General features: G+C 61.7%; 20 protein-coding genes and 1 riboswitch. Of the genes, 19 read left to right on the forward strand and 1 reads right to left on the reverse strand.

Going from position 1 to position 24,464, the window contains the following annotated elements:
- The first annotated feature begins 149 nt into the window (after positions 1 to 149).
- The gene (locus KB449_RS06480) at positions 150 to 1,118 is read left to right on the forward strand and encodes an aldolase catalytic domain-containing protein (RefSeq protein ID WP_282912750.1); all 969 of its coding nucleotides are present in this window, start codon (positions 150 to 152) and stop codon (positions 1,116 to 1,118) included.
- 56 nt (positions 1,119 to 1,174) lie between these two features.
- Here the strand turns inward: KB449_RS06480 and KB449_RS06485 are convergent, their stop codons facing one another.
- A complete protein-coding gene (locus KB449_RS06485) occupies positions 1,175 to 1,480 on the reverse strand; it encodes a hypothetical protein (RefSeq protein ID WP_282907593.1) in 306 nt (101 codons plus the stop codon).
- A gap of 159 nt (positions 1,481 to 1,639) precedes the next feature.
- On the opposite strand from KB449_RS06485, the gene KB449_RS06490 reads away from it, so the two are divergent.
- The 18 genes from KB449_RS06490 to KB449_RS06575 all read left to right on the forward strand — a co-directional run bounded on the left by KB449_RS06490 (position 1,640) and on the right by KB449_RS06575 (position 24,448).
- Positions 1,640 to 2,059 carry a gamma-glutamylcyclotransferase family protein gene (locus KB449_RS06490; RefSeq protein ID WP_282907594.1) on the forward strand — a complete coding sequence of 140 codons (420 nt, stop codon included), beginning with the start codon at positions 1,640 to 1,642 and terminating at the stop codon, positions 2,057 to 2,059.
- A gap of 124 nt (positions 2,060 to 2,183) precedes the next feature.
- A complete protein-coding gene (locus KB449_RS06495) occupies positions 2,184 to 3,878 on the forward strand; it encodes a copper resistance CopC/CopD family protein (protein ID WP_282907595.1) in 1,695 nt (564 codons plus the stop codon).
- Between the two features lie 45 nt (positions 3,879 to 3,923).
- Positions 3,924 to 4,793: a sensor histidine kinase gene (locus KB449_RS06500; RefSeq protein ID WP_282907596.1), complete on the forward strand. Its 870-nt coding sequence runs from the start codon at positions 3,924 to 3,926 to the stop codon at positions 4,791 to 4,793.
- Positions 4,762 to 5,475, forward strand: coding sequence for a response regulator (locus KB449_RS06505; protein ID WP_282907597.1), 714 nt, complete (start codon positions 4,762 to 4,764; stop codon positions 5,473 to 5,475). The genes KB449_RS06500 and KB449_RS06505 overlap by 32 nt, the downstream gene beginning before the upstream one ends.
- 177 nt (positions 5,476 to 5,652) lie before the next feature.
- The gene (locus KB449_RS06510) at positions 5,653 to 7,449 is read left to right on the forward strand and encodes a histidine kinase (protein ID WP_282907598.1); all 1,797 of its coding nucleotides are present in this window, start codon (positions 5,653 to 5,655) and stop codon (positions 7,447 to 7,449) included.
- A complete protein-coding gene (locus KB449_RS06515) occupies positions 7,442 to 8,998 on the forward strand; it encodes a response regulator transcription factor (RefSeq protein WP_282907599.1) in 1,557 nt (518 codons plus the stop codon). The genes KB449_RS06510 and KB449_RS06515 overlap by 8 nt, the downstream gene beginning before the upstream one ends.
- Positions 8,999 to 9,176: 178 nt before the next feature.
- Complete coding sequence (locus KB449_RS06520; RefSeq protein ID WP_282907600.1) at positions 9,177 to 10,145, forward strand: ABC transporter permease; 969 nt, start codon at positions 9,177 to 9,179, stop codon at positions 10,143 to 10,145.
- 14 nt (positions 10,146 to 10,159) lie between these two features.
- A complete protein-coding gene (locus tag KB449_RS06525; protein ID WP_282907601.1) occupies positions 10,160 to 11,065 on the forward strand; it encodes a carbohydrate ABC transporter permease in 906 nt (301 codons plus the stop codon).
- Between the two features lie 97 nt (positions 11,066 to 11,162).
- The gene (locus KB449_RS06530) at positions 11,163 to 12,902 is read left to right on the forward strand and encodes an ABC transporter substrate-binding protein (protein ID WP_282907602.1); all 1,740 of its coding nucleotides are present in this window, start codon (positions 11,163 to 11,165) and stop codon (positions 12,900 to 12,902) included.
- Between the two features lie 137 nt (positions 12,903 to 13,039).
- Complete coding sequence (locus KB449_RS06535; RefSeq protein ID WP_282907603.1) at positions 13,040 to 13,657, forward strand: YcnI family copper-binding membrane protein; 618 nt, start codon at positions 13,040 to 13,042, stop codon at positions 13,655 to 13,657.
- A gap of 545 nt (positions 13,658 to 14,202) precedes the next feature.
- Positions 14,203 to 14,309, forward strand: a riboswitch (TPP riboswitch).
- Positions 14,310 to 14,687: 378 nt separating this feature from the next.
- The gene (thiC, locus tag KB449_RS06540) at positions 14,688 to 16,442 is read left to right on the forward strand and encodes a phosphomethylpyrimidine synthase ThiC (RefSeq protein WP_282907604.1); all 1,755 of its coding nucleotides are present in this window, start codon (positions 14,688 to 14,690) and stop codon (positions 16,440 to 16,442) included.
- A complete protein-coding gene (locus tag KB449_RS06545) occupies positions 16,435 to 17,601 on the forward strand; it encodes a ThiF family adenylyltransferase (RefSeq protein WP_282907605.1) in 1,167 nt (388 codons plus the stop codon). Before thiC ends, KB449_RS06545 begins: the two co-directional genes overlap by 8 nt.
- Positions 17,598 to 18,686, forward strand: coding sequence for a thiamine phosphate synthase (thiE, locus tag KB449_RS06550; RefSeq protein WP_282907606.1), 1,089 nt, complete (start codon positions 17,598 to 17,600; stop codon positions 18,684 to 18,686). The genes KB449_RS06545 and thiE overlap by 4 nt, the downstream gene beginning before the upstream one ends.
- A 3-nt stretch (positions 18,687 to 18,689) precedes the next feature.
- The gene (locus KB449_RS06555) at positions 18,690 to 19,505 is read left to right on the forward strand and encodes a thiazole synthase (protein ID WP_282907607.1); all 816 of its coding nucleotides are present in this window, start codon (positions 18,690 to 18,692) and stop codon (positions 19,503 to 19,505) included.
- Positions 19,502 to 20,674, forward strand: coding sequence for a glycine oxidase ThiO (gene thiO / locus KB449_RS06560; RefSeq protein WP_282907608.1), 1,173 nt, complete (start codon positions 19,502 to 19,504; stop codon positions 20,672 to 20,674). Before KB449_RS06555 ends, thiO begins: the two co-directional genes overlap by 4 nt.
- Positions 20,671 to 21,543 (forward strand): bifunctional hydroxymethylpyrimidine kinase/phosphomethylpyrimidine kinase, encoded by an 873-nt coding sequence (thiD, locus tag KB449_RS06565; protein WP_282907609.1) that lies wholly within the window; start codon positions 20,671 to 20,673, stop codon positions 21,541 to 21,543. Before thiO ends, thiD begins: the two co-directional genes overlap by 4 nt.
- Before the next feature lie 130 nt (positions 21,544 to 21,673).
- Entirely contained in the window at positions 21,674 to 23,080 is a 1,407-nt protein-coding gene (locus tag KB449_RS06570) for a phytase (protein WP_282907610.1), read from the forward strand.
- Between the two features lie 240 nt (positions 23,081 to 23,320).
- Positions 23,321 to 24,448 (forward strand): acyl-CoA dehydrogenase family protein, encoded by a 1,128-nt coding sequence (locus tag KB449_RS06575; RefSeq protein WP_282907611.1) that lies wholly within the window; start codon positions 23,321 to 23,323, stop codon positions 24,446 to 24,448.
- The last annotated feature ends 16 nt before the right edge of the window (positions 24,449 to 24,464 follow it).

Raw genomic sequence — 24,464 nt, forward strand, 5'->3', positions numbered from 1 at the left:
GTTGCGTTTTTGTTAAATAATAAGCAAAAGCTTGTGGACGACCGCCCTTTCGTTATAAAATTGATGTCATGTTGTGTCTTGCGGGGATATGTTGAGGATACGAACGAAAGTCGTTAGCGATAAGGCAGCCAAAAGGAGAAGGTATCATGATGACCATTCACAGCAAAACGAGCCATTGCAAAATCGTCGATTGTACGGTACGCGACGGCGGACTCGTCAACAATTGGGATTTCAGCGTTGAATTCGTGCAGGATCTGTACCAGAGCCTGAACGAGTCCGGCGTCGAATATATGGAGATCGGCTACAAAAATTCGCCGCGCCTCCTGAAGGGCGCCGACCAAGCGGGACCTTGGCGTTTCCTGGACGACGACTTCCTGCGCAAGGTCATTCCGCACAAGCTGAATACGAAGCTGTCCGCGCTGGTGGACGTCGGCCGCGTCGACGAGAACGATATTTTGCCGCGGAGCGAGTCGCTGCTGGATCTGATCCGCGTCGCCACCTACGCGCGCGATACGGAGAAGGCGATCGAGCTCGGCACGCTGTTCCACGAGCGCGGCTACGAGACGACGATCAACATCATGGCGCTGTCCAACGTGATGGACAACGAACTGAACGAAGCGCTGGCTATGATCGGCGACAGCCCGATCGACGTCGTCTACATCGTCGACTCGTACGGCAGCCTCGATCCGGACGACATGCGTTTTCTGGTGGAGAAATTCAAGCGTACGCTGAAGCACAAGCGTCTTGGCGTGCACACGCACAACAACATGCAGCTGGCGTTCGCCAACACGCTGGCCGCCGCCGACCTCGGCGTCGAGCTGCTTGACGCATCCGTCTACGGCATGGGCCGCGCAGCCGGCAACACGCCGACCGAGCTGCTGCTCGCCAAGCTCACCAATCCGAGCTACAGCCTGCGTCCCGTGCTGGGCATGATCGAGCGCCATATGCTGAAGCTGCGGGAAAAAGAGGAGTGGGGCTACCTCATTCCGGATATGATCACCGGTACGCTCGACGAGCATCCGCGTTCGGCTATGGGCTGGCGCGCTTCGGCGGAGCGCGACCGCTTCACGGATTTCTACGACAAGATGACGACGCCCGAGATTTTCCCCGGCAAATAAAGTCGAAACGGCTCGAAAAAGGGACGAAGCAGCGCAGTCTGCTTCGTCCCTTCGCGTTAATGGTAGCCGCCGAGCTCGCCTTGGCCGCGGACGGCGGCGGCATGCTTTTGGGGGTTGGGGTGGAAGAAGGCGTCGCCGCTCAGCGACTTGCCGCCAACCGTAACCGCTTGGACGGATACGGCGATGTCGAGCGATTCGGCGAACCGCCGAAGGAGCGCCTCCTGCTGCATGCCGTCCAGCTCGATGTACCAGGAAAAGGTGCCGTAATGCTGAATGACGAACAACCTCGCTCGCTCGAAGGCGACCTGCCACTCTTCGTCGCCTTGCCGGACGAGCAGGGACGCAAGTTCAAAGGTTTCCATATTCGCATAATCTCCAGTCGTTAAAGGGAATGCCGATCCGATAGAATTGGCGTGACGGACGCGGCGGGCTATGATAGGGATAAGAAGCCGTCGCGTAGTCGATGCATTCATTGTAGCCGTTCGCAGGGCGGGCGCGCAACGCGGGAAGGAGCGGAGAGCATGCCGGGGATGGGAAAAGAAGAGGGGCTGCATGCGATATTTGTCTATGGATCGCTGCTGCCGGGGCTGGAGAACGCAAGCCTGCTTTGGCCCTTCGCCAGGTCCGATCCGCAGCGGGGATCGGTTCACGGAAGACTCGTGATTGCGGACGGTTATCCGGCATTGATCCTGCCTCCGCCCGGCACGACATCCGCAAGGCGCGTACGCGGCTTATGGACGCTTGTAGACCGGGAGACGCTGAGTCGGCTCGACCGGCTGGAAGAATACTTCGGCCCGGAGGAGGCGAACGACTATGAACGCGTCTGGGTGCGCGACGCCGCTCGCGACGAGCTGGCAGGCTGGGTCTACGTCTGGCCGGACGACCGTGGACGGGCCGATGCCCTGGTCGAATGGTGGCCTGACGCGCAGTTAGGTTTTTGACGCGCGATTCGTAGCGGCATATGCGTCCAAGATGGCCCCTTCGCGTCATGCGGACAGGCAGCGACATCGCTTATACTGGTAGTTACGAATTTTACGGACCGATGGAAGGCGGTAATGCGGCGATATGAGAAAAATCGAAATGGCCGGAACGGGCAGCGACAGATCGCGGACCCTATTCTCGCCGGCGGTTCGGCGGATGGGCATGCTGGCGCTATGGCTCGTCCTGATCGCTTCTTTGGCAGCGGTCTTCGCGCCGGCGGCGGCAGCGCATGCGATCTTGGAGAAGGCTGCGCCCGCGCAGGACGCACAGCTCGCAGACAGTCCCGGCGCTGTCGAACTGACGTTCAACGAACGGCTCGACGGCGGTGCGTCCGCGCGCGTCTCCGTCTTGAACAGCGACTCCAAGACCGTGGCCGCCGGCAAGCCGGAGCGAACCTCCCAAGGGAAGGGCATTCGTCTTGCGCTGCCCAAGCTGGGCGAGGGTCATTATACGGTGACTTATTCGGTTATCTCGGCAGACGGACATCCGGTCGAGGGCGCATACGTATTCACCGTGGGTAACCCTCCTCCGCTGACAGACGCCGCCGAGCTCGATCCGCATGCCCAGCTGGGACATAACGCCCACAATCATGGCGGCGAACAGGACCTGACGACGACCCGCTTTATTTTTTATGCCAGCCGAGTACTGTATTTCGCTTCCGTGCTGGTGCTGTCAGGGTTGCTGTTATGGGGGCTGCGACGCAAGTCGTCTGCCGCGGAGCAAACGTCCCGGGAGACCTGGATCGGCTGGACGGCACAGTTCGGCGCGCTTGCGACGCTAGTGTACGTCGTTCTGCAGATGTCGAACCTGACGGAGGGCGAGCCGTTCTCCGAATGGGGGCGCATCTTGACCGATACGACGGTCGGACGCCTCTATGCCGCGCAGCTCGTGCTTGCGTTTGCCGCGCTGCTGCTTCGCGGGGTGGGCACTTACGTCAGGCTGGTCTGGGTGCTGCTCGCGCTTGCGACGGAGGCTTGGAACGGACATGCCGCTGCGTTCGCGCCGGAAGCCTACACGCTGGCGCTCGATTTCGTTCATCTGCTGGCTGCGGCCGTCTGGTCGGGCGGGCTGGTGCTTCTCGCCGCCGTGTGGCATCGCGAGAGACCGGAGGCGGGCAGGTTCGCGATCGACTTTTCCAAATGGGCGCTGCTCTCCTTCCTGCTGCTCGCGCTGACCGGCACGCTCAGCACGTTGAAGTTTTTGCCCACGCTCTCCTATCTGTTCGAGACGTCCTGGGGTACGTGGCTCCTCATCAAGATCGGCCTGTCGCTGCTGGTCGTCGTCACGGCGTTTCTTATCCGCTTGCGTCTGCGAAAGGGCGAGCTGCCTCGCGCCGGGCTGCTTCGCGCGGATCTCGGCCTGCTCGGCGCCATCGTGCTTAGCGTGGGCGTATTGACTTACCAGAACCCGCTGCCGGCCAACCAGCCGATCTCCTACCACGAGATGGGAAATGACATGCACGTGACGCTTCGCATTACGCCCGGCGTGCCGGGAGACAATGCGTTTACGCTGAAAATATGGCTGCCGGACAGCGTCGGCGCGCCCAAGAAGGTCGCGCTTCGCCTTCGTCCGCTCGGCAGCGGAGACGTCGGATTTATCGACGTGCCGCTCGAAGCCTACGAAGATTCGGAGCTAGACGATTTCCCCGACTTCACCAAGGCGACCTTCCGGTCCAAGGGGCCTTACCTGGCGGTGCGGGGACGCTGGGAGGCGCAAATCCGGGTGACGGACAGCACCGATACCGAGATCGTGAAGTCCACGACCTTCCGCATTTATTAACGGCTCCAATCGGTGCCGCAGCCTCTGGGGACGGGAGAGAAGCCGATGAACGACCGCCGCATCAAATGGATGATCCTGCTCATCCCCACGCTGACGATCGGCCTGTGGGAGTATGTCAGGCATGCCTTCCTGCTGCCGTACATGACGATGGACCTGGGCAATTTTCTGGCGCCCTTCATCGTTCTCGCGGTGACGCTGACGCTCGTGCGGGGCTTGTTCGCGCGGCTGGAATCGTCCCAGCGGGCGCTCCAGCGCGAACGTTCGCTCAGCGCGGCGCTGGAAGAGCGGGAGCGGCTCGCGGGCGAGCTTCACGACGGCATCGCGCAGTCGCTGTTCTTGCTGGCGGTCAAGCTGGACAAGCTGGATGCGTCGCCGAACGAGGCGGCACGCGCAGCGACGGCGGGCGAACTGAGGGAGACCGTGCGCGACGTGCACGAGGATGTGCGTCAGGCGATCGCAAGGCTTCGTCTGCCTCCAGAAGCGGCCGACCATGCCTGGGTGGAGCCGCTGCGCGAGCTGCTCGGCGAGACGGCCGCTCTGACCGAGGCGAAGGCGGAATTCCGCTGGGAGATTCCCGAAGATATGCTCGGCGTTAAGGAAAAAGTCGAGCTGCACGCCTGTCTCCGCGAGGCGCTGGTCAACGTGCGCAAGCATGCCCGCGCGGAGCGCGTATACGTCGTGGGCGAGCGCGACAAGAGCGGCGGCTTCCGCTGCGCGGTCATCGACGACGGCGTCGGCTTCGCGGGCGATCCGCTGGAGGCGCCGGGCAGATTCGGCCTGCGCATGGTTCGCGAGCGCGCGAGCCGCATGGGGTGGACGTTCGGCGCCGAGTGCCGGGACGGTCTGACCGTGATCGAGCTGACCAAAAAAGGAGCGAACGAAAATGGACGGCGGATGGCGCATTCTGCTCGTTGACGACCATCGGCATGCGAGGCAGGGCATGCGGGAGATTGTAGAAGGATGTCCCGACTTCATCATCGTCGGTGAGGCCGCGAGCGGCGAGGAAGCGATCGGTTGCATGCCGGTTGCCAAGCCCGATCTCGTACTCATGGACATTCATATGCCGGGAATGGGAGGGCTGGCAGCCTCCAAGGTCATCAAAGACGCGTATCCCTGGGTCAAGATCGTCATCGCGACCGTATCCGACGAGCCCGCCCATCTGTTCGAGGCGCTCAAGAAGGGAGCGCAGGGTTACCTGCTCAAGAATCTGAATCCTTCGGCCTGGCGGGAATATTTGCGCGCAGTCGCTTCGGACGACGCCCCGCTGAGCCCGGATATCGCGCTATCGATTCTTAGAGAATTCGCCGGTCGCGGACGGGATGGCGGAGGCGATAGCCCGGCAGAAGCGCGAAGCCCTGTCAGACGGGTCGGCTTGCCGGAGAGCGACGAGCCGCCGCGCGAGGATCTGACGCCGAGGGAAAAGGAGATTCTCCTGGAAGTGGCGAGAGGACTCACCAACCGGGACGTCGCTTCCGCGCTCGGCGTATCGGAGCACACGGTCAAAAACCATCTGAAAAACATTTTGCAAAAGCTTCATCTCGGCAACCGGGTGCAGCTGGCGCGCTACGCATACGAGCAGGGCATCGTCGAACCGTGACGCTCCCTGCTTTTTCATTTTGACCCGATGGCTTTCCTTTTCAGAAAATAAGCTGATTTTGACATGAAAAATAGTATACTTGATGAGGTTTCCGGTATTTGCGAGTGTGGCTAAAATCAAGCTAAGCGAAAAAATGGTAGCGCTTACCTTATTTAACGCGCGAAGGAGGGGCGGATCATGCGGAATTTTTTCCGTCACTTCACCAATCACATGAAAATCAGGAACAAGCTGATTATTTCCTTTATCGCTGTCGTATTGGTGCCCACGCTGATCGTCGGCGTCTATCTGACCGTGGAGCTGCGGAAAATGGCGCTGCGAGGAGCGGCGGAGCAGATCGAGACGAACATGGATCGGGTTAAGAAACGAACGATGGACCTGCTTAACGTCTCCTACGATATCTCCTACCGTCTGTCCAACGATACGCGTCTCGGCCAGCTCGCCAATGGCGCCTACGATTCGACCTATAGCGTGGTGGACGCCTACCGCGAGTATCCCGACTTCAAGGAGTACGTGAACCTGTACCGAGAGATTACGAGCATGCGGCTGTACGTAGAAAACCCGACGCTCCTCGACAATTGGGAGATCATCCCTACCGACGAGCAGACGAAAAAAACGGACTGGTACCAATGGGCGAAAAAATCGGACGGCCTGATTCGTTGGAGCTATGTCACCGACGCGCGGGACGGCTTGCGTTATCTCAGCCTGATCCGCCGCATCGATTTTTACAAGCATTCCACGAACGGCGTGCTCGTCATCAACGCGAATTCGGCGATGCTCAACGGCATCCTGAGCCAGGAATCGTTCGATACGATGCTCGTCGCGGACCGCGATATCGTAGCCGCGAACCATCCCGAGCTGGTCGGCAAGACGCTGGAGGACCTGGCGATCGATCCCGATATCGTCGACCGGCGAAGCGGCGCGTTCATGACCAAGCTCGGAGATCGTCGCGTGCGGATTCAAATCGCGGATCTGTATCCGGACAACCCGCTGATCAACCTGCGAATTCTGTCCATCTTCTCGGTCGACGATATCGTGCGCGAGCCGAATCGGATCATTCGGTCGGCGGTGGCCGCGATCGGACTGGGCCTCGTCGTCGCCCTCGTTCTGATCCTGATCCTGTCCAAGCTGATCGGGGACCGGCTGCTCCGCTTGAGCAAGCATATCTCCAGGGTCGCGACGGGCAAGCTCGACCTGAGGCTGTCGATTGACGGCAAGGACGAGATCGGGCAGCTGTCTCGTCAGTTCAACGCCATGCTCGGCAGCATTCGGGCGCTGATGGGCGAAGTGAACGAATCCAATCGGCAAAAAAGAGAGCTGGAGACGAGGCAGAACGAGATCAAGCTTCGAATGCTCGCCAGCCAGATCAACCCTCATTTTTTGTTCAACACGCTGGAATCCATCCGCATGAAGGCGGTCGTGAGGAAAGAAACCGATATCGCCCGGACGGTAAAGCTGCTCGGCAAAATGATGCGCAAAAACCTCGAGGCCGGCAGCGGCGTCATCCCCGTATCCGCGGAGATCGATATGATCGGATGTTATCTGGACATTCAAAAATTCCGCTACGAAGACAGGCTGCAGTACAAGCTGAATATCGATCCGGAGGCGTTGTCCGAGCGCATCCCGTCGCTCGTCATCCAGCCGATCGTCGAGAATGCCGTCATCCACGGCATGGAAAACAAAGAGGAGGCGGTAACCGTGGAGGTCACGCTGCAAAGCCGCGTTGACGGCCTGTTCGTCGAGGTGAGGGACGACGGCGCCGGCATGTCCGCGGCGCGCTTGGCCGAGGTGACGGCAAGCCTGCGAGACCCGGGGGGCGCGGAATCCTCCGATCACATCGGCCTGCGCAACGTCAACGCACGCCTCGAGCTGTCTTATGGCCCGGAGCATGGGCTCGCGATCGAGAGCGCGCCTGACGAGGGAACCTGCGTCCGGTTCGTCATACCTCGGGGAAAGGGGGATCAAGCAGATGTATAAGGTCGTTCTCGTCGACGACGAGCCGTCGATCCGGGAAGGGCTCGCGGAGCTGCTCGACTGGGAATCGCTCGGGTACCGGATCGCCGGCTCGGCGGCCAGCGGCAAGGAGGCGTTAGGTTTGAACGCGCAAATCCGCCCCGAACTCATGATCGTCGATATTCGGATGCCGGGCATGGACGGCATGGAGCTGATTCGCGAGCTGAAGAAGGAGGACGCCGGTGTCCGCGTGCTTGTCCTCAGCGGCTATGCCGATTTTAATTACGCCCGCCAGGCCATCGCTCTTGGCGTCGACAATTATTTGCTGAAGCCCGTGGACGAGGATGAGCTGGCGGACAATCTATGCGCGATCAAGCGGGCGCTAGACGAGAGGGAAGCGCAGCGCGAAGCGGAAAAGCGAACGAAAGAGGAGCGTCTCTCCGAACGGCTGGAGACGATGCTGTCGGAAGCGCCGGCGAGCGCCGAGACGTGGGCTGCGGAGATGGCATCATGGGGCGAGGCAGATGCGGGCTTCCGGGTCGTGCTGATCGACATCGACGCGGACGGCGGAGAGACGGCGCTTGTGCGGCGGCAGATCTGCGAACGGCTTAAGGCCAGTTACGAGAAAACGGGAGCGGGCATCGTCTTCGGTGCGGGCGCTTCGATCGGGCTGCTGCTTGCGGACAGCGTGCTCCGGGATTCTGCCCGACGCAGATTAACGGCTTCTCTCCGCGATTGGGGCGAGCTTGCCGGCTGCCGGGTATTCGCGGCGGCAGGCGAGGGTGTGACCGATGCCGCTGGCATTCCTTTGTCGTTCGCTGCGGCCAAGCTGCGCGCGCAGCACCGCTTCTTTTACGACGGCGCGGACTTTATCGACGACGAGACGGCACGGCGGCTGCCGTCCCCGGAGGCGGTGGCCTTCGAGCCGGACCTGCTGCAACGGCAGGCGGAGCGCCTATACCTCGCGGTCTGCACGGGCAGCGAAGCCCGCGTGGCGCCGATCGTCGAGGAGATCGGCGATCTCATGCTGGGCGCCGGCGAAGGAGAAGATTCGCTCAAAGCCCGGTTCGTCCAGCTGCTGACGCGCCTGCTCGAGAAACTGTCGGCCCGCCAGCCGGGCGCCGGCTCCGCCCCGACGCTGCTTGAGTCGAAGCTGCTGGCGATTCACCGCGCATGCGGGTATCAAACGATGCTCGCGCAAATCTCAGGCCTCCTCGTTGAAGCGATTCGATTGACGGACGACGGCGGGGGAGAGCGTCAGATTCGCAAAATGACGCAGCTGATCGATGCCCACTACAAGGACAATCTGAAGCTGGAAAAGCTGGCCGAGGCGTTTAATTACAACAGCGCTTATCTGGGGAAGCTTTTCAAGTCCGTGACCGGGGATTCGTTTAACACCTATCTCGACAAAGTACGGATCGCCAAGGCCAAGCAGTTGCTCCAGACCGGGCTCAAAGTGTACGAGGCGGCGGAGCAGGTCGGCTATCCCAACCCGGATTATTTCCACGGCAAATTCCGCAAATACGAGGGCCTTTCGCCTGGCGCCTACCGCAGTCAATTCGAATCGTCGTGATCGCGAAGCATAAAGGACGGACAAGGCAGCAAATTCAGCTGTTGGGTCCGTCTTTTTTAGAGGCTTTCTGAAAACGTTTTCTGAAATCCCTGATTTTAGGAGGAAAGTGGGGCGGATTTGCCGGGTAGGACCGCTGAAAGCGTTCTCTTATAATAAAGCCAAGCAAGGAGGTGATCGCATGAGGACAATGACGGCAAACCAAGAAAGGCAAATGGAGAGCGTGTCACGGAAAAAGGGCGGCGCCTTTTGGAAAAAGTTTTTCCAGCAGCGATATCTGTATCTGATGTCCGTGCCGTTCGTCTTGTGGGCCTTCGTATTCAGCTACTTGCCGCTCTGGGGCTGGACGATGGCCTTCCAGAAGTTCAAGCCTGGCATTCCGTTCGGGGATCAGAAGTGGGTCGGTCTTCAGTACTTTAGGGAGTTGTTCGCGGACGAACAATTCTACCGGGTGCTGCGCAACACGCTCGCGATGAGCACGATGGGACTCGTCGCCGGCTTCGTCGTACCGATCGTGTTCGCGGTCGTCCTGAACGAAGTGCGGGCGATGCCGGTCAAACGATTCGTGCAGACCGTCTCCTATCTCCCTCACTTCGTCTCTTGGGTGGTGGTGGCGGGGATCGTCACGAAAATGCTGTCGACCGAGGGCGGCGTGGTCAACGATATCCTCGTCTCTCTCCATATCGTCGACGAGCCGATCCAGTTCATGGCCAAGGGCGGTTTGTTCTGGTACATCGTCACCGCCTCGGACGTGTGGAAGGAGATGGGCTGGAACACGATCATCTACCTCGCGGCGATCGCGGGCATCGGACCCGAACTATACGAGGCGGCCAAAGTGGACGGGGCGAGCCGGCTGCGCCAGATCTGGCATATTACGCTGCCGGGCATTCGCCCGACGATCGTCGTCCTGCTCATTATGTCGATCGGGCACTTGGTCGGGATCGGCTTCGAAAAGCAGTTCCTGCTCGGCAATCCGCTCGTCAGCGATTATTCCCAGGTGCTTGACCTGTACGCGCTCAATTACGGTCTCGGCCTCGGACGCTTCTCGTTCGGCACCGCCATCAACATTTTTAATTCCGTCATCAGTGTGTTCCTGCTCCTCGTCGCCAACGGCATCTTCAAACGCACGACCAAAGAAAGCATCTTCTAAGGAGGCCGGCCCGCATGCAAGCGATCAGACGTTTCGCCGGCCGTCCCTGGTCGGATCAGCTTTTCGAAGTCGTCGTGTACGTGATTTTGATCCTCGTCACCGTCGTTACGCTCTACCCGTTTCTCAACGTGCTGGCCATCTCGCTGAACGACTCGACCGACAGCGTGCGGGGCGGCCTGACGATCTACCCCCGTGTGCCGACATTCAAAAACTACGAGACCATATTCGCATTCGGCGGCCTGATGACCGGACTCAAGATTTCCGTGCTGCGAACGGTCGTCGGCACGCTGATGGGGCTCGTCAGCGCCTCCATGCTGGCCTTCACGATCAGCCGGGCGGATTTTCAGGGCAGACGCTTCATCTCCGCTTTCCTGGCGCTGACGATGTACGTGTCCGGCGGTCTGATCCCGTTCTACATTCTGATCCGCGACCTCAACATGATGAACACCTTTGCGGTCTACGTGCTGCCCGGACTCGTGAGCGCCTTCAACGTCTTTATCATCCGTTCGTTCATCGACGGCATTCCCTTTGCGCTGCAGGAATCCGCGAAGCTCGACGGCGCCAACGACTGGACGATTTTCTGGCGCGTCATCCTGCCGCTTACGAAGCCGGCCCTCGCCACCATCGCCCTATTCCTGGCGGTAGGGCAGTGGAACGCCTGGTTCGACACCTATCTGTACAACGGCTCCAGCGAGAAGCTCACCACGCTGCAATTCGAACTCATGAAGGTGCTGCAGAGCACGACGACGAACGCCGACCAGTTCCGCGGACGCAACATGACCGAGGTCATGCGGCAGATCTCGCCCGAATCGGTCAAAATGGCGATCACGATCGTCGTGACCGTGCCAATCCTCGTCGTTTATCCGTTTCTGCAAAAGTACTTCGTCAAAGGCATGACGCTCGGCGCCGTCAAAAGCTGACGCCCGCCGGCTGGACGCCGCGACAACCGAAGGGATCCGCAGGATTCGATCCTGTCCAAATAAGATCCATCATTCAGAGCAAACGGAGGGTTTAGTGATGAAAAAGAGAATGAAGGTAAACGCGCTGCTGCTCGCCGGCGCCATGACGCTGAGCTTCCTGTCCGCCTGCAGCAAGGATAACGGCGGCAATGGCGCCGCTTCCGGGGCCGCGCCATCCGGATCGTCGACGGCAACGGAAGCGGCCAAGGAAGGCGAGGATCTTAAGCCTGTCACGTTTACTTACTTTTCCGAAGACCCGAATCCGAACTGGAACAACATGCAGGACGACGTCTCCAAAGAGATCACGAAAAAGACCGGCGTCACGCTCGATGCCGAATTCGCGGTCGGCGACCCGGCGCAAAAAGTCGCGCTCATGGCCGCAAGCGGCGAGTATCCGGACATCATCGCGGCCAAAGGCGACATCGGCAAGCTCGTCGACGCCGGCGCGGTGCTCGACCTGACCGAGCTGATCGACAAATACGCGCCGAACATCAAAAAGGTGCTCGGGCCTTATATGAGCCGGGCGAAGTATACGACCGAAGACCAATCGATCTATTCGATCCCGACCTGGTCCGCGGTTGACGAGGTTAAGGCGGTCGCGGGCGGCGGCTTCGAGCTTCAGCACCGCGTCGTCAAGGAAGCGGGGTACCCGACCATCCGCACGGTACAGGATTACGAAAAGGTCATCAAGGATTATCTCGCCAAGCATCCGACGGACGAGAACGGCAACAAAAACATCGGCCTGTCCCTGAACGCGGACGACTGGCATATGTACATCTCCGTCACGAATCCGGCGACCTTCGTGACGGGCGGCTCGGATGACGGCGAATATTTCGTCGATCAGCAGACGCACGAAGCGATCTACCATTTCCGGCGTCCGGAGGAGAAGGAATATTTTCGCTGGCTGAACCACATGAACGCGGAAGGGCTGCTCGACAAGGAGAGCTTCGTGCAAAAATACGATCAGTACAAAGCGAAGGTCGCCTCGGGCCGCGTGCTCGGACTTATCGACCAGGACTGGGATTACAACGACGGCCAGCAGGCGCTCAAGACCGCGGGCAAATTCGACCAGACGTACGGCCACTATCCGGTCACGATGGGCGAACAGTTCAAGGAGACGTCGTTCTGGCCGACGGGCTTCATGGGCGGGTACGGCATCTCGATCTCCAGCAAGGCGAAGGATCCAGTGCGCATCATCAAGTTCCTCGACTACCTCGCTTCGGACGAAGGCCAGGTGCTCAACAACTGGGGTATCGAAGGCAAGCATTACGTCGTCGAAAACGGCAAGCGCGTCGTGCCCAAGGAAATCCAGGACCGCATCAACAACGACAACACCGCGTTCACCAAGGAGTCCGGCCTCGGCTTCTACTGGAACATCATGGTCCACTACGGCGACGGCGTGAAGGACCCGACGGGCAACTATTATACGAAAAACAGTCCGGAATTGATCACCGAGGGCTACAGCGACGCGGAGAAGGAAACGCTTGCGGCGTACAAGGCGACGACGTGGAAGGACCTGTTCCCGAAGGAAGACGAGTTTAACGTGAAGGCGTACGGCGCCGCGTGGAACATTCAGATTCCGGGAGAGGACGAAGTGTCGATCCTCGGCAACAAGATGAAGGACATCACCTGGAAGCGAATTCCGGAGGCCATCCTCGCGAAGCCCGAGGACTTCGACAAGATCTGGGACGCCTATCAGAACGACCTGATCAAGGCAGGCGTCGAAAAGATGGAGAAGGGCTACACCAAGTACGTGCAGGACCGCGTGAAGCTGTGGAGCGCGGACGAAGGGAAATAACGATTGGCGAGCCTCCGCGCCCTCTCCGGGCTGTGGAGGCTTTTTCATTTGCGGCCATGGCTCTTTGGGGTCATGCGCTTCGATGAGGACGGCCTCTATAATAGGCATATCCCATAGAAACGAAAGGTTGATCGTAGATGAAAAAAATCGGAGCCCTGCTCTTCGCCGCTACGATGGCGTTCGGGTATACGGGCTTGGCGAGCGCGCACGTCCGGGTCGAGCCGGCGGAGGTGGCGCAGAACGCTTACCAGGTGTTCACGATCCGCGTCCCGAGCGAAAACGAGGGCGTCAACACGACGCAGGTCAAGCTGGACGTCCCTGCGGGCGTGGAGGTGTCGCGCTTCGAGCCGTATCCGGGCTGGACGAGCACGACCGAAAAGGACGCGGACGGCAAGGTCGTCTCCGTCACCTGGAAGTCCGACGGCCAAGGCATCACCGAGACGGAGTTCGTGCAGTTTCTGTTCCAGGGGCATGTCGCGGAGGACGCGAAGGAGCTCGTATGGAAGGCGCACCAGACGTATTCGGACGGCGCCGTCGTCGACTGGAGCGGCGCGCCCGACGCCGATACGCCGGCTTCGGTGACCGCGGTAACGGCGGCTGCGGCCGACGGGGACGGGCACGGGCATGCGGATGCCGCATCGACGGAAGCGTCGGACGGCGATCGGGATCCGCTGACGCTGGGCCTTGCGATCGCGGGCCTGGTGGCGGGCCTGGCCGCGCTGGCGATCGCGCTCCTGCGCAGGAAGTCGCGCTGAGGGGAGCGCGAGGGCGCTCGGGCGAGCATAGCGGACTTGCGTGCCGCCATGGACGCCAAACCAACGCCTCGGGGCCGATAGCGGCAGAAAGTCCCGCTGTGGCCTGCAAACTAGCTGCCTCGCGGCGCTCTCCAGCGAGCGATAGGGGCAGCGCGTGCCGCTAATGGCCGGAGGGACGCTCTCCAGCGAGCGATAGGGGCAGCGCGTGCCGCTAATGGCCGGAGTGACGTTCTCCAGCGAGCGATAGGGGCAGCGCTTGCCGCTAATGGCCGGAGGGACGCTCTCCAGCGAGCGATAGGGGCAGCGCGTGCCGCTAATGGCCGGAGGGACGCTCTCCAGCGAGCGATAGGGGCAGCGCGTGCCGCTAATGGCCGGAGGGGGCGCTCTCCAGTGAGCGATAGGGGCAGCGCGTGCCGCTAATGGCTGGAGGCCGTGCTTGCCAGCGAGCGATAGCGGACGCTGGCGCCTTTATTTGTCGGCGCGTATCGCAACTGGGAGCGTAGCCGGATTGACACCCGGTCCGCGCCCGTGTACAGTTGAACCATGAATTCCACTGGGGGCGCCCGCGAGGGCTGAGATAAGGCAGCGATGCCTTGGTCCCTTTGAACCTGATCTGGGTCATGCCAGCGTAGGAAAGTGGACCAATGTGCGTAGCAAGCTGCATCGGATCGCAGCGCCGCAAGCCGTCAGGCCGCGTCGTTGCAGACCGCGTCGTTGCAGGCCGAGCCGTCTTTCCGCATCCGCGGGGAGCGTTCGTCCTTACGTCCGCCCCATGCAGCTCGAAGCTGCTCGTTTTGGCCGCTCCCGACGGGGCGGCTTTTTTGCATGCCGAATCGTGCGCAAAAAGCCGCGTCTCGTACGGAGCGCCGATCCAGGCGTATTTACGTCCGCCGACGGCTCAAACCGTCTTCGTGCGCGAATGCGTTTGCGGCTTCGTCCATCCGTCATTGTGTTTTCTTTTTTCGCAGCGCGCCCTTGTCGGCCTCCCGGAGGAATTCGTTCGAATTCATTCCAGGGAGGTTTTTTAGCGATGGAGAACATGACCGGGGCGCTGCCCGGAAGCCGCAAAGTCTATCTGAACGGAGAGGGAGACGTTCGCGTGCCGATGCGCGAGATCCGCCTATCCGATAGCACGGGACGGGACGGCTCCTCTCAGCCGAACGCGCCGCTGCTCGTTTACGATGCCAGCGGCCCTTACACGGACGATAGTTACGAGGCCGATATCCGAAAAGGACTGCCGACGATCAGGGACGCATGGATCGCATCCAGAGGGGACACGTTCGAATACGCCGGAAGGAATCCCGTTCCGTCAGACGACGGCTACAGATTCGAAGCGCAACCGCCACAAGCGCAGGCTTATCCGGGACTGAAGCGCAGACCCCGCCGGGCGGCGGCGGGACGGAATATCACGCAGCTCCATTACGCGCGCCGCGGCATCGTCACGCCCGAGATGGCTTATATCGCCGTCAGGGAAGGCATGACGCCCGAATTCGTGCGAGACGAGGTGGCTGCCGGACGCGCAGTCATCCCCGCCAACGTCAACCATCCGGAGTGTGAGCCGATGATCATCGGACGGCATTTCCACGTGAAAATCAACGCGAATATCGGCAACTCCGCCGTCGTTTCCTCCATCGAAGAAGAAGTGGAAAAGATGACCTGGGCGACCCGGTGGGGCGCGGATACGATCATGGATCTGTCGACGGGCAAAAACATTCACGCGACCCGCGAATGGATCTTGCGCAACGCCCCGGTCCCCGTCGGCACGGTGCCTATTTACCAGGCGCTCGAAAAAGTCGGCGGACGGGCCGAAGCGCTCACCTGGGAAATTTACCGCGACACGCTGATCGAGCAAGCGGAGCAGGGCGTCGATTATTTTACGATTCATGCCGGCGTGCTCTTGCGCTATATCCGGCTGACGGCCGAGCGGGTGACCGGCATCGTGTCGCGCGGCGGCTCCATCATGGCGGCCTGGTGCCTCGCGCATCACGAGGAGAACTTCCTCTACACGCACTTCGAGGAGATCTGCGAAATCATGAAGGCATACGACATCACCTTTTCGCTCGGCGACGGCCTCAGGCCCGGCTCGATCGCGGACGCCAACGACGAGGCGCAGTTCGCGGAGCTGGAGACGCTCGGCGAGCTTACCCGCATCGCCTGGAAGCACGACGTGCAAGTCATGATCGAAGGGCCTGGCCATGTGCCGATGCACCTGATCAAGGAAAACGTCGACCGGCAGATGGCGGTATGCCAAGAGGCGCCATTTTACACGCTCGGACCGCTCACGACGGATATCGCGCCCGGCTACGATCATATTACTTCGGCCATCGGTGCTGCGATGATCGGCTGGTTCGGCACGGCCATGCTCTGCTATGTTACGCCTAAAGAGCATCTGGGTTTGCCGAACAAAGAGGACGTCAAGGACGGCGTCATTGCTTACAAGATCGCGGCCCATGCGGCCGACCTGGCCAAAGGCCATCCGCGGGCCAAGCTTCGCGACGACGCGCTTTCGAAAGCCCGGTTCGAATTCAGGTGGCGCGACCAGTTCCATCTGTCGCTCGACCCGGAGCGCGCGATGGCCTACCACGACGAGACGCTGCCTGCCGAAGGGGCGAAGTCCGCCCACTTCTGCTCGATGTGCGGACCGAAGTTCTGCAGCATGCGGATCACGCAGGATATACGCGACTATGCGGCCGCCCGCGGACTGAACGACGAGGAAGCGGTGGAAACGGGCATGCGCGAGCAGGCGGACGGTTTCAAGGCAGCGGGCGGGAAAATCTATGTCTAGCGCCGGGTTTGGGGCATGGGCATCCGGCAGAGGCAGTCCCGCTCCCTGGGAAGTCGGCAACGCGCATGTCGAATCTCTGTCCAGATACGACCGTCAAATCCGCTTCGCGCCGATCGGAGCCGAAGGTCAGCACCTGCTCGAAGGCGCGTGCGTCCTCGTGGCCGGCGTCGGCGCACTCGGGTGCGCGCTCGCGCAGCAGATGGTCCGCGCCGGCGTAGGCACGGTCAGGCTCGTGGACCGGGATTTCGTCGAACGCGGCAATTTGCACCGCCAGTCGTTGTACGACGAGGCGGATGCCGCAGCGTCGGCGCCGAAGGCCGTCGCAGCGGCGGCACGACTGAGAGAGATCAACAGCGACGTCCGGATCGAGCCTTTCGTTGGCGAGATCGGGCCCGGGAGCGTCGGGACGCTGCTCGCAGGCGCGGACCTGGCGCTCGACGGAACGGACAACGCCGAGACCCGCCTCTTATTAAGCGACGCTTGTTTCGTCAGGGGCATTCCTTTCTTGTACGGCGGGGCGACGGGATCGGCAGCCAGCGCGGCGTCGCTGATACCGGGCCTGACGCCATGCCTGCGCTGCCTCATCGGAGGAGAACGAGAGGCGGAAGCAGGGGATACGTGCGATACGGCAGGTATCGTCGGCCCGGCGGTCGAGCTGACCGCTTCGCTTCAAGCGGCGGAGGCGCTCAAGTGGCTGAGCGGCAATCGCGGCGCGATGCGGCGAACATGGATTACAACGGATGTCTGGCGCTTCTCGCTGCGGGAGACGAAGCTGCCGCCAGGACGGCCATCCTGTCCTTTTTGCGGGGATGCGAGCTCCTCAAGCGCTGGGGAGCCGGAGATAGCAGGCTCTGCCGGGTTGGAAGCGACCGTCTTGTGCGGAAGAGGCACGATCCAGGTGGCGACGGGCCGCCCGCTTGCGCTGCAAGCTTGCGCAGACCGCCTCGCGCGCCGCGGCTGCCGGATTCTCGTCGTCAACGACTATCTCGTCCGGGCGCTGACGCCGTGCGGCGCCACGCTTGCGGCGTTCGGCGATGGTCGGGTGCTCGTACGCGGCCAGGCCGGCATTGCAGACGACGCAGACGAGGCGATCCGGCTATGCCGGACCTACGTGATGGAGAAACCCGGATATTCGGGGCCGGAGGAGGAGCTGCATTGAGAACGATCGAGGATTGCAAGCTGTACGTGATAACAGGCGAACAGTATCATCCGGGCAGGCCGTTAGCCGAGGTGATGGAAGCCGCAATCGCCGGCGGGGCGGACATCGTCCAGCTTCGGGACAAGAACGGTACGCCCGCGGAGCGGTTTGCGAAGGCTAAGTTTCTCCGCGCGTTGACCCGCCGCCACGGCGCGCTGTTCATCGTTAACGACGACACAGAGCTAGCTCTCGCCGCCGATGCGGACGGCGTCCATCTTGGGCAGGACGACCTGCCTTTGGAAGAAGCGAGGCGGAGAGTGGGCAGAGGCATGCTGATCGGCATATCCACGCACGAGATCGCGCAGGCGCTGGAGGCTGAACGCGCCGGCGCGGACTATGTCGGCGTTGGACCGGTTTATCCGACGGCGACCAAGCCGGGAAGGAAAGCCGTTACGACTTCTTACGTTTCCGAGGCTGCCGCGATGCTGCGGATTCCCTTTTTCGCGATTGGCGGCATTGCGCCCGAGACGGCCGGTGACGTGCTTGCGGCGGGCGCGCGGCGGCTATGCGCGGTATCGGCCGTGGTCGGGCATCCCGATCCGGCCGCCGTATGCGTATCGCTGAAACGCAGCATCGAGAAATGGGAGGCGCTGGACGCCGGGCGCATGAACGGCTGGACGACGGCCGAAAGCATGGAGACCGAGGAGACGAAAAAGTCCGAGAAGATTAAAGAGACTGAGGAGACTAAGGTGACTGAGGAGACTAAGGTGACTGAGGAGACTAAGGTGACTGAGGAGACTGAAGAGTCTGAAGTGACTAAGGTGACTGAGGAGAGTTTGGTGACCGAAGAGTGCATGAAAACGGCGGCTGTCGTCTCCCCGGTAGCCGCGACTGCCGACGGGATGCGGATCCCGTTGCTGCTGAACGGCAAACGCGCCTGGAGCGAAGCTTCCACGCTCGGCGCGCTCGCGACGGCTCTCGGCCTTGCCGAAAGAAGGGTCATGGCGGAGCTGAACGGCGAAGCGGTGCCGAGGGAGGACTGGAACACCGTTCAGATTCGCGCTGACGATCGCGTTGAGTTCGTACAATTCGTGGGAGGTGGATGATCGATGAACGCACCATCTTCGAAGCTAGCGATCGGCGGCATCGCGCTCAGGTCCAGGCTGTTCTTGGGCACGGGACGATATCCGAGTCCTGCCGTCATGCGCGAGGCGCTGGAAGCTTCGGGCGCGCAAGTCGTTACGTTCGCGGTACGCAGAGTCGACCTCGACGACGCCGGGGACGACCCGCTGCTGCGGCATACGGAAGGGAGGGACCTGGTCTATCTGCCGAATACGTCAGGCGCGTCGACGGCGGACGAGGCCGTCCGGATCGCCAGGCTGGCGAGGGAAGCGGGCCTCGGCAATTGGGTCAAAGTGGAGATCAGCGGACATCCGCGGCTGCTTCTGCCCGACCCGGTCGAGACGCTGAAGGCGACGGAACGCCTGGCGCGCGAGGGATTTACCGTCCTGCCTTATACGTCCGACGACCCGATGCAGGCGTTAAGGCTGGAGGAGGCGGGAGCCGCGGCCGTCATGCCGGGCGGTTCGCCGATCGGCACGGGGCTCGGCATTCTCAACCCTTACAGTTTAGGTTGGATCGCGGAACAGGCCGGCGTACCCGTCATCGTGGACGCAGGGCTCGGCTCGGCCGCCGACGCCGCGACAGCGATGGAGCTCGGCGCAGACGGCATCCTGGTCAATACGCCCGTGGCAAAGGCGCGGGATCCTGTCGCTATGGCCGCAGCTATGAGGCTCGGCGTCGAGGCCGGATGGCTGTCGCGGCAGGCAGGCCGAATCCCTCGGCGCGCGTACGCTTCGGCGAGCAGCGACGAGGCCGGCGCGTGGTTCGCGAGGCCGCCGGCGACAGGGGGGATTCGGCCTTGAAGCGGACCTTGCTCGTGCTGGGCGGCGGCATCGTCGGCTTGTCCTGCGCCTATGAAGCGCTGAAGCAAGGATGGCGCGTGATCATCGCCGACCGCGGCGAGATCGGCGGGCAAGCTTCGGGAGCGGCCGCGGGCATGCTCGCGCCTTATTACGAAAACGGAGACAGTCCCGACGCCTTTTTCCGACTTTGCATGGACAGCTTCGCCCGATATCCGGCTTGGACGGCGGAGATCGAGGATGCTGCCGGTGTGCGCGCGGGCTTGGTCCGATCGGGCAGCTTGCATGTCGCCCACCGCGACGCGGATCGGCTGTCGCTTCTTGGACGGCTCGCTTGGCAGTCGGGCCTAAGCAGGGGCATGGAGTGGCTGAACGAGACGGCATTGTCGCAGCTCGAGCCGTCTTTGCCACGAGGGCTTGCAGGCGCGCTCTATTGTCCGGAGGAAGCGCACGTGCAGGCACCTCTGCTGGTCAAGGCGCTCGCAAGAGCCTGCGAGCGGCTCGGCGCGCGGCTGCTGCCGCACGCGGGAGAGATGACCGCCGTGAACCAAGGCGCGTCCGGCGGACTCTCCGTCCGCTTCGAGGAATACGGCACGATCGGCGCGGACGCCCTCTGCTGCTGTCTCGGCGCATGGAGCGGTCAGCTGGCGGATTGGCTGGGACTGCGCATTCCCGTTCATCCGATACGAGGGCAAATTTGCGCCTACGACCCGGCGCCCGTCTCCCTGCGACATATCGTATTCGGCGCGCAGGCGTACTGGGTGTGCAAGCCGGACGGCTCGCTCGTCTGCGGCGCGTCCGAAGACGAAGCCGGCTTCGATCGGACGGTGACCGAGGGCGGCGTCGGAAGGCTCGTTCGGGCGAGCGGGTGGATGTTTCCCGGATTGGCCGGCGCCGCGCCGGCCCGGAGCTGGGCGGGGCTGCGTCCCGCCACGCTGGATGGGTGGCCGCTGATCGGCCCCGTGCCCGGCAGATCCGGCGTATATGTAGCCGCCGGTCATTATCGCAACGGCATCCTGTTGAGTCCGGCGACGGCAGCCGCATTCGGGGGGTGGCTGGCTGCGGGAGGAGGAGCGCGCGGCGTAGGCGGCGAAGCGGCGAGTCACGCGTTCCGGCCCGGTCGCTTCGGCCACTATGCAGGAGACGAGCGGAAGGAGGCGACGTCCGTATGAATGAGCCGGCGATGGCCGATCGGACAGGCGCCGAACGCATGGGGAGCGGAAGCGGCCCGGCCCGGGCGCTCACGATCGCCGGCTCGGACTCTGGCGGCGGGGCCGGCATCCAAGGCGACTTGAAAACCTTTCAGGAGCTCGGCGTATACGGTATGAGCGCCGTTACGGCGGTCACGGCGCAAAACAGCCTGGGCGTGCAGCAAGCCGAGCCCATGCCGCCGCGGCTCATCGCGGCCCAGCTCGACAGTGTGCTCGCCGATCTGGGCGCGGACGCGGCCAAGACCGGCATGGTTCCAACACCGGCGGCGGCGGAGGCCATCGCCGGCGTGCTGCGGCGCTTCGGCGTCCGCAGGCTTGTGGTAGACCCGGTGCGGCTGTCCAAGGACGGTTTCGCGTTAGCCGGACCCGGCGCATTCGAAGCGACGGCGAAGCTGCTGCTCCCGCTGGCCGAGCTGGCGACCCCGAACGTGCCCGAAGCGGCGGCCCTGCTCGGCGTTCGCGAGGGGGAGCTCGCCGAGATCGGCGCCCGCGTCGAGGCCGCCAGGTCGCTGCTCGCTTGGGGACCGCACTATGTGCTGCTTAAGGGCGGACATGCCCAGGATGACGCGTGCACGGATATATTGGTCGGCGCGGCGGACGGCGGCGCCGAGCCGATGCTGCTCCGCGGGCCGCGCCTGCCGGGCCCGGGCGCTCACGGCACGGGCTGTGCATTCGCCGCAGCCGCCTGCGCAGCCATGGCGCTCGGCCGGGACGTGCCGGCCGCTTGCCGCAGCGCCAAGGCGTTCGTCGCCGCTGCGCTCGCGGCGAGCTTCCGGCTGGGCGCCGGGACGGCAAGCCTGAATCATGCGTGCGGGAAGCCAAAAAAATAGTCCGAATGAAGAACGAAGTTAGCTTCCAACGCGAATCGGTTTTACAAAAGTCGCGTCTTTGTTTAATGCCGTGTTTACCTCCATCGGATAAAGTGGAGCAAATCACCGATGGAGAGGAACATGGATCCGTATGCAAACCTGGAAAACGACACTGGCCGCGCTGCTCGTCGCGGGCGCGATTCTCCCCGCCGCATCGTCGGCTCGCGCGGCAACGGTCTCAACGGTGCAAGGCTACGAGCCGCTCCGCAATCAGATGGATCAGATCGGCGCCACGATCACTTGGGACAGCGACGATAAATCCGCTTTGGTCAAGCTGAAGAACGGACTCGCGGGCACCTTCACGTCAGGCGAGAAGGCTTATCGACTGGCCGGCAAGGCAGGCGAGACGACGGACGAGGTTAAAATCGTCGGCGGCAAAATGTATATCCCGTCCAAGCTGTTGCAGGCCATCCTCGACGAGAATGCCAAGTACGCCGATCCGGCGGATATCATCGTCCCTTATTCGGTTACCGCCAAGGCCGAGACGGCCGCCGTGGAGGATGGCGAGGATGCGGCCGACGATCCGGCCATCTGGCTCGATCCGAACGATCCCGCTCAATCTAAAATCATCGCGACCAACAAGGGCGGCGGCGTCCTCGTTTACGATCTGAACGGCAAAGAGCTTCAGAACTACAAGGTCGGGAAGATGAACAACATTGACGTGCGCTACGGGTTCCGGCTCGGCGGCAACAAAGTCGATATCGTCGGCGCGACCAACCGTTCCACGAACACGGTCGACATCTTCAAGATCGACGGTGCGACCGGCGAGCTCACCGACATCGTGGCGGAGCCCATCAAGGCCAAGATGGAGGAAGTGTACGGATTCAGCCTGTATCACAGCCTGCGGACGGACAAGTTCTATGCGCTGGTGCTCGGCAAGGAAGGCGAGTTCGAGCAGTACGAGCTGAAGGATGACGGAAAAGGGAAGCTCGCGGGCAAGCTGGTCCGCGAATTCAAGCTCGCTACGCAATCGGAAGGCTTGGTTGCAGATGACGAATACGGCATGATGTATATTGCGGAAGAGGATTATGCGGTCTATAAATACGATGCCGAGCCGGACGGGGGAGCCGATCCACTGTCTACGGTGGACGAAGCGGACGGCCGCCGGCTGCAGGACGATATTGAAGGGCTGACGATCTACTACGGCGCGGACGGCCGCGGCTATTTGATCGCGTCCAGCCAAGGCAGCGACAGCTATGCGGTCTATGATCGCGAAGGCGACAATGCCTACATCGACAGTTTCAAGATCGCGGACGGCCCGTCGACCGATGGAACCTCGGTGACGGACGGCATCGACGTGCTGGGATTCGGGCTGGGCGAACAATATCCCTATGGCGTGTTCATCGCCCAGGACGACACCAATATCGACGGCGGCAAAAAGCTCAACCAGAACTTCAAAATGGTCGCCTGGGAACAGATCGCGCGCGGAGCGAAGACGCCGCTCCTGCTCGACAACCAAGTGGATCCGCGCATGCTCCAGAACCGCAGCGCCAAGTAATATTTCAAAGCGCTTCGTCATATCCTGAACGCGCCGAGCGCCGGAGGCTATTCCTCCGGCGCTTCTTTGCCGCGTGTAGAAGAGGAATTAATCGACGGCGCGGTTTGATCTCGTTTTGTCGCGAGCGACCCGAAAATCGCGCCATTCTATTAAGGTTATGATATATTTATTTCGTTATGGTCGTCGAGCAGCAAGCACATCGTCTTTTCCATCATGCATGGAGAAGGAAGGGGGACTTTTATGAATCAGGTTTATCAGGAAGGCAAGGTTTTTGCAAAGTCCTACATAGAACCCTTCACGGAGCGGACGGACGCGGAATCGAGATTTCCGGAGGAATCCTTTAAGGCGTTGGCCGAACATGGCTTTCTGAAGCTGCTGGTACCCGAGGCGTACGGCGGTTCGGGCAAGGGGCTGGAGGCGCATGCCGAGGCTTGCCTGGCTTTTGCGGAGACGTGCGCTACGACCGCGCTTTGCTATATGATGCACAATGTCGCAGTCATGTGCCTGGTCACGCACGGCAGCGAGGAGCTGAAGAAGCGGGTTTTTGCGGACATCGTCGAGAACGGAAAGTTCATGGCGCTGGCCTACAGCGAATTCGGAACGGGCACCCACTTTTATATTACGGAAACGACTGCCGAGGTTAACGGCGAATACACCACGTTCAACGGCAAAAAGAGCATGGTCACGTCCGCTTCCTATGCGTCCTACTATCTCGTGCTCGCGCCGTCTGCCGAAGAAGGCAAAATCAACAACTGGGTGTTCCCGCTGGCGTCAGAAGGCCTGTCGTTCGGACTGTCGGAATGGAACGGCTTGGGGATGAGAGGCAACTCGTCTTGTCCCGTGAACATCGATCATGTAACGCTGGATTCGACGCACCGCATCGGAGCGGAAGGTTCGGGCCAGGAGCAAGTATTCAATGTCGTCGCTCCGTTCTTCATCACGGGGCTGGGCGCGATCTACAGCGGTACGGCCATGCATATATTCGAGATCGCCAGCGGGCATGCTTCGGGCAGAAAATACCCCGACGGGAGAACGTTGTCCAATATCGAGACGATCCAAATTCATATCGGAAGCATCTACAAACAAGCGTCCGCAGCTAAAGCCCTTACGATGGAAGCCGCCAGAGCGGGCGCGAACGGAGAGGCCGACGCGTTGGCGAAGATTCTGTCGGCCAGAATCTTTGCCTCGGAAGCCGCGATCGAATGCGGAAGGCTCGCCATGAGGGTCGGCGGCGGCAAAGCCTACAATAAGGCGCTTCCGCTCGAAAGGCTGCTCAGGGACGCCTATGCCGGCCAGATCATGGCGCCAAGCGCGGACGTCCTGACCGTCTGGCTCGGAAAAGCATTGACGGGTCAGATGATCCCATAAACACGCAAAGGAGCGA

Source organism: Cohnella hashimotonis, from assembly GCF_030014955.1.
Taxonomy (GTDB): domain Bacteria; phylum Bacillota; class Bacilli; order Paenibacillales; family Paenibacillaceae; genus Cohnella; species Cohnella hashimotonis.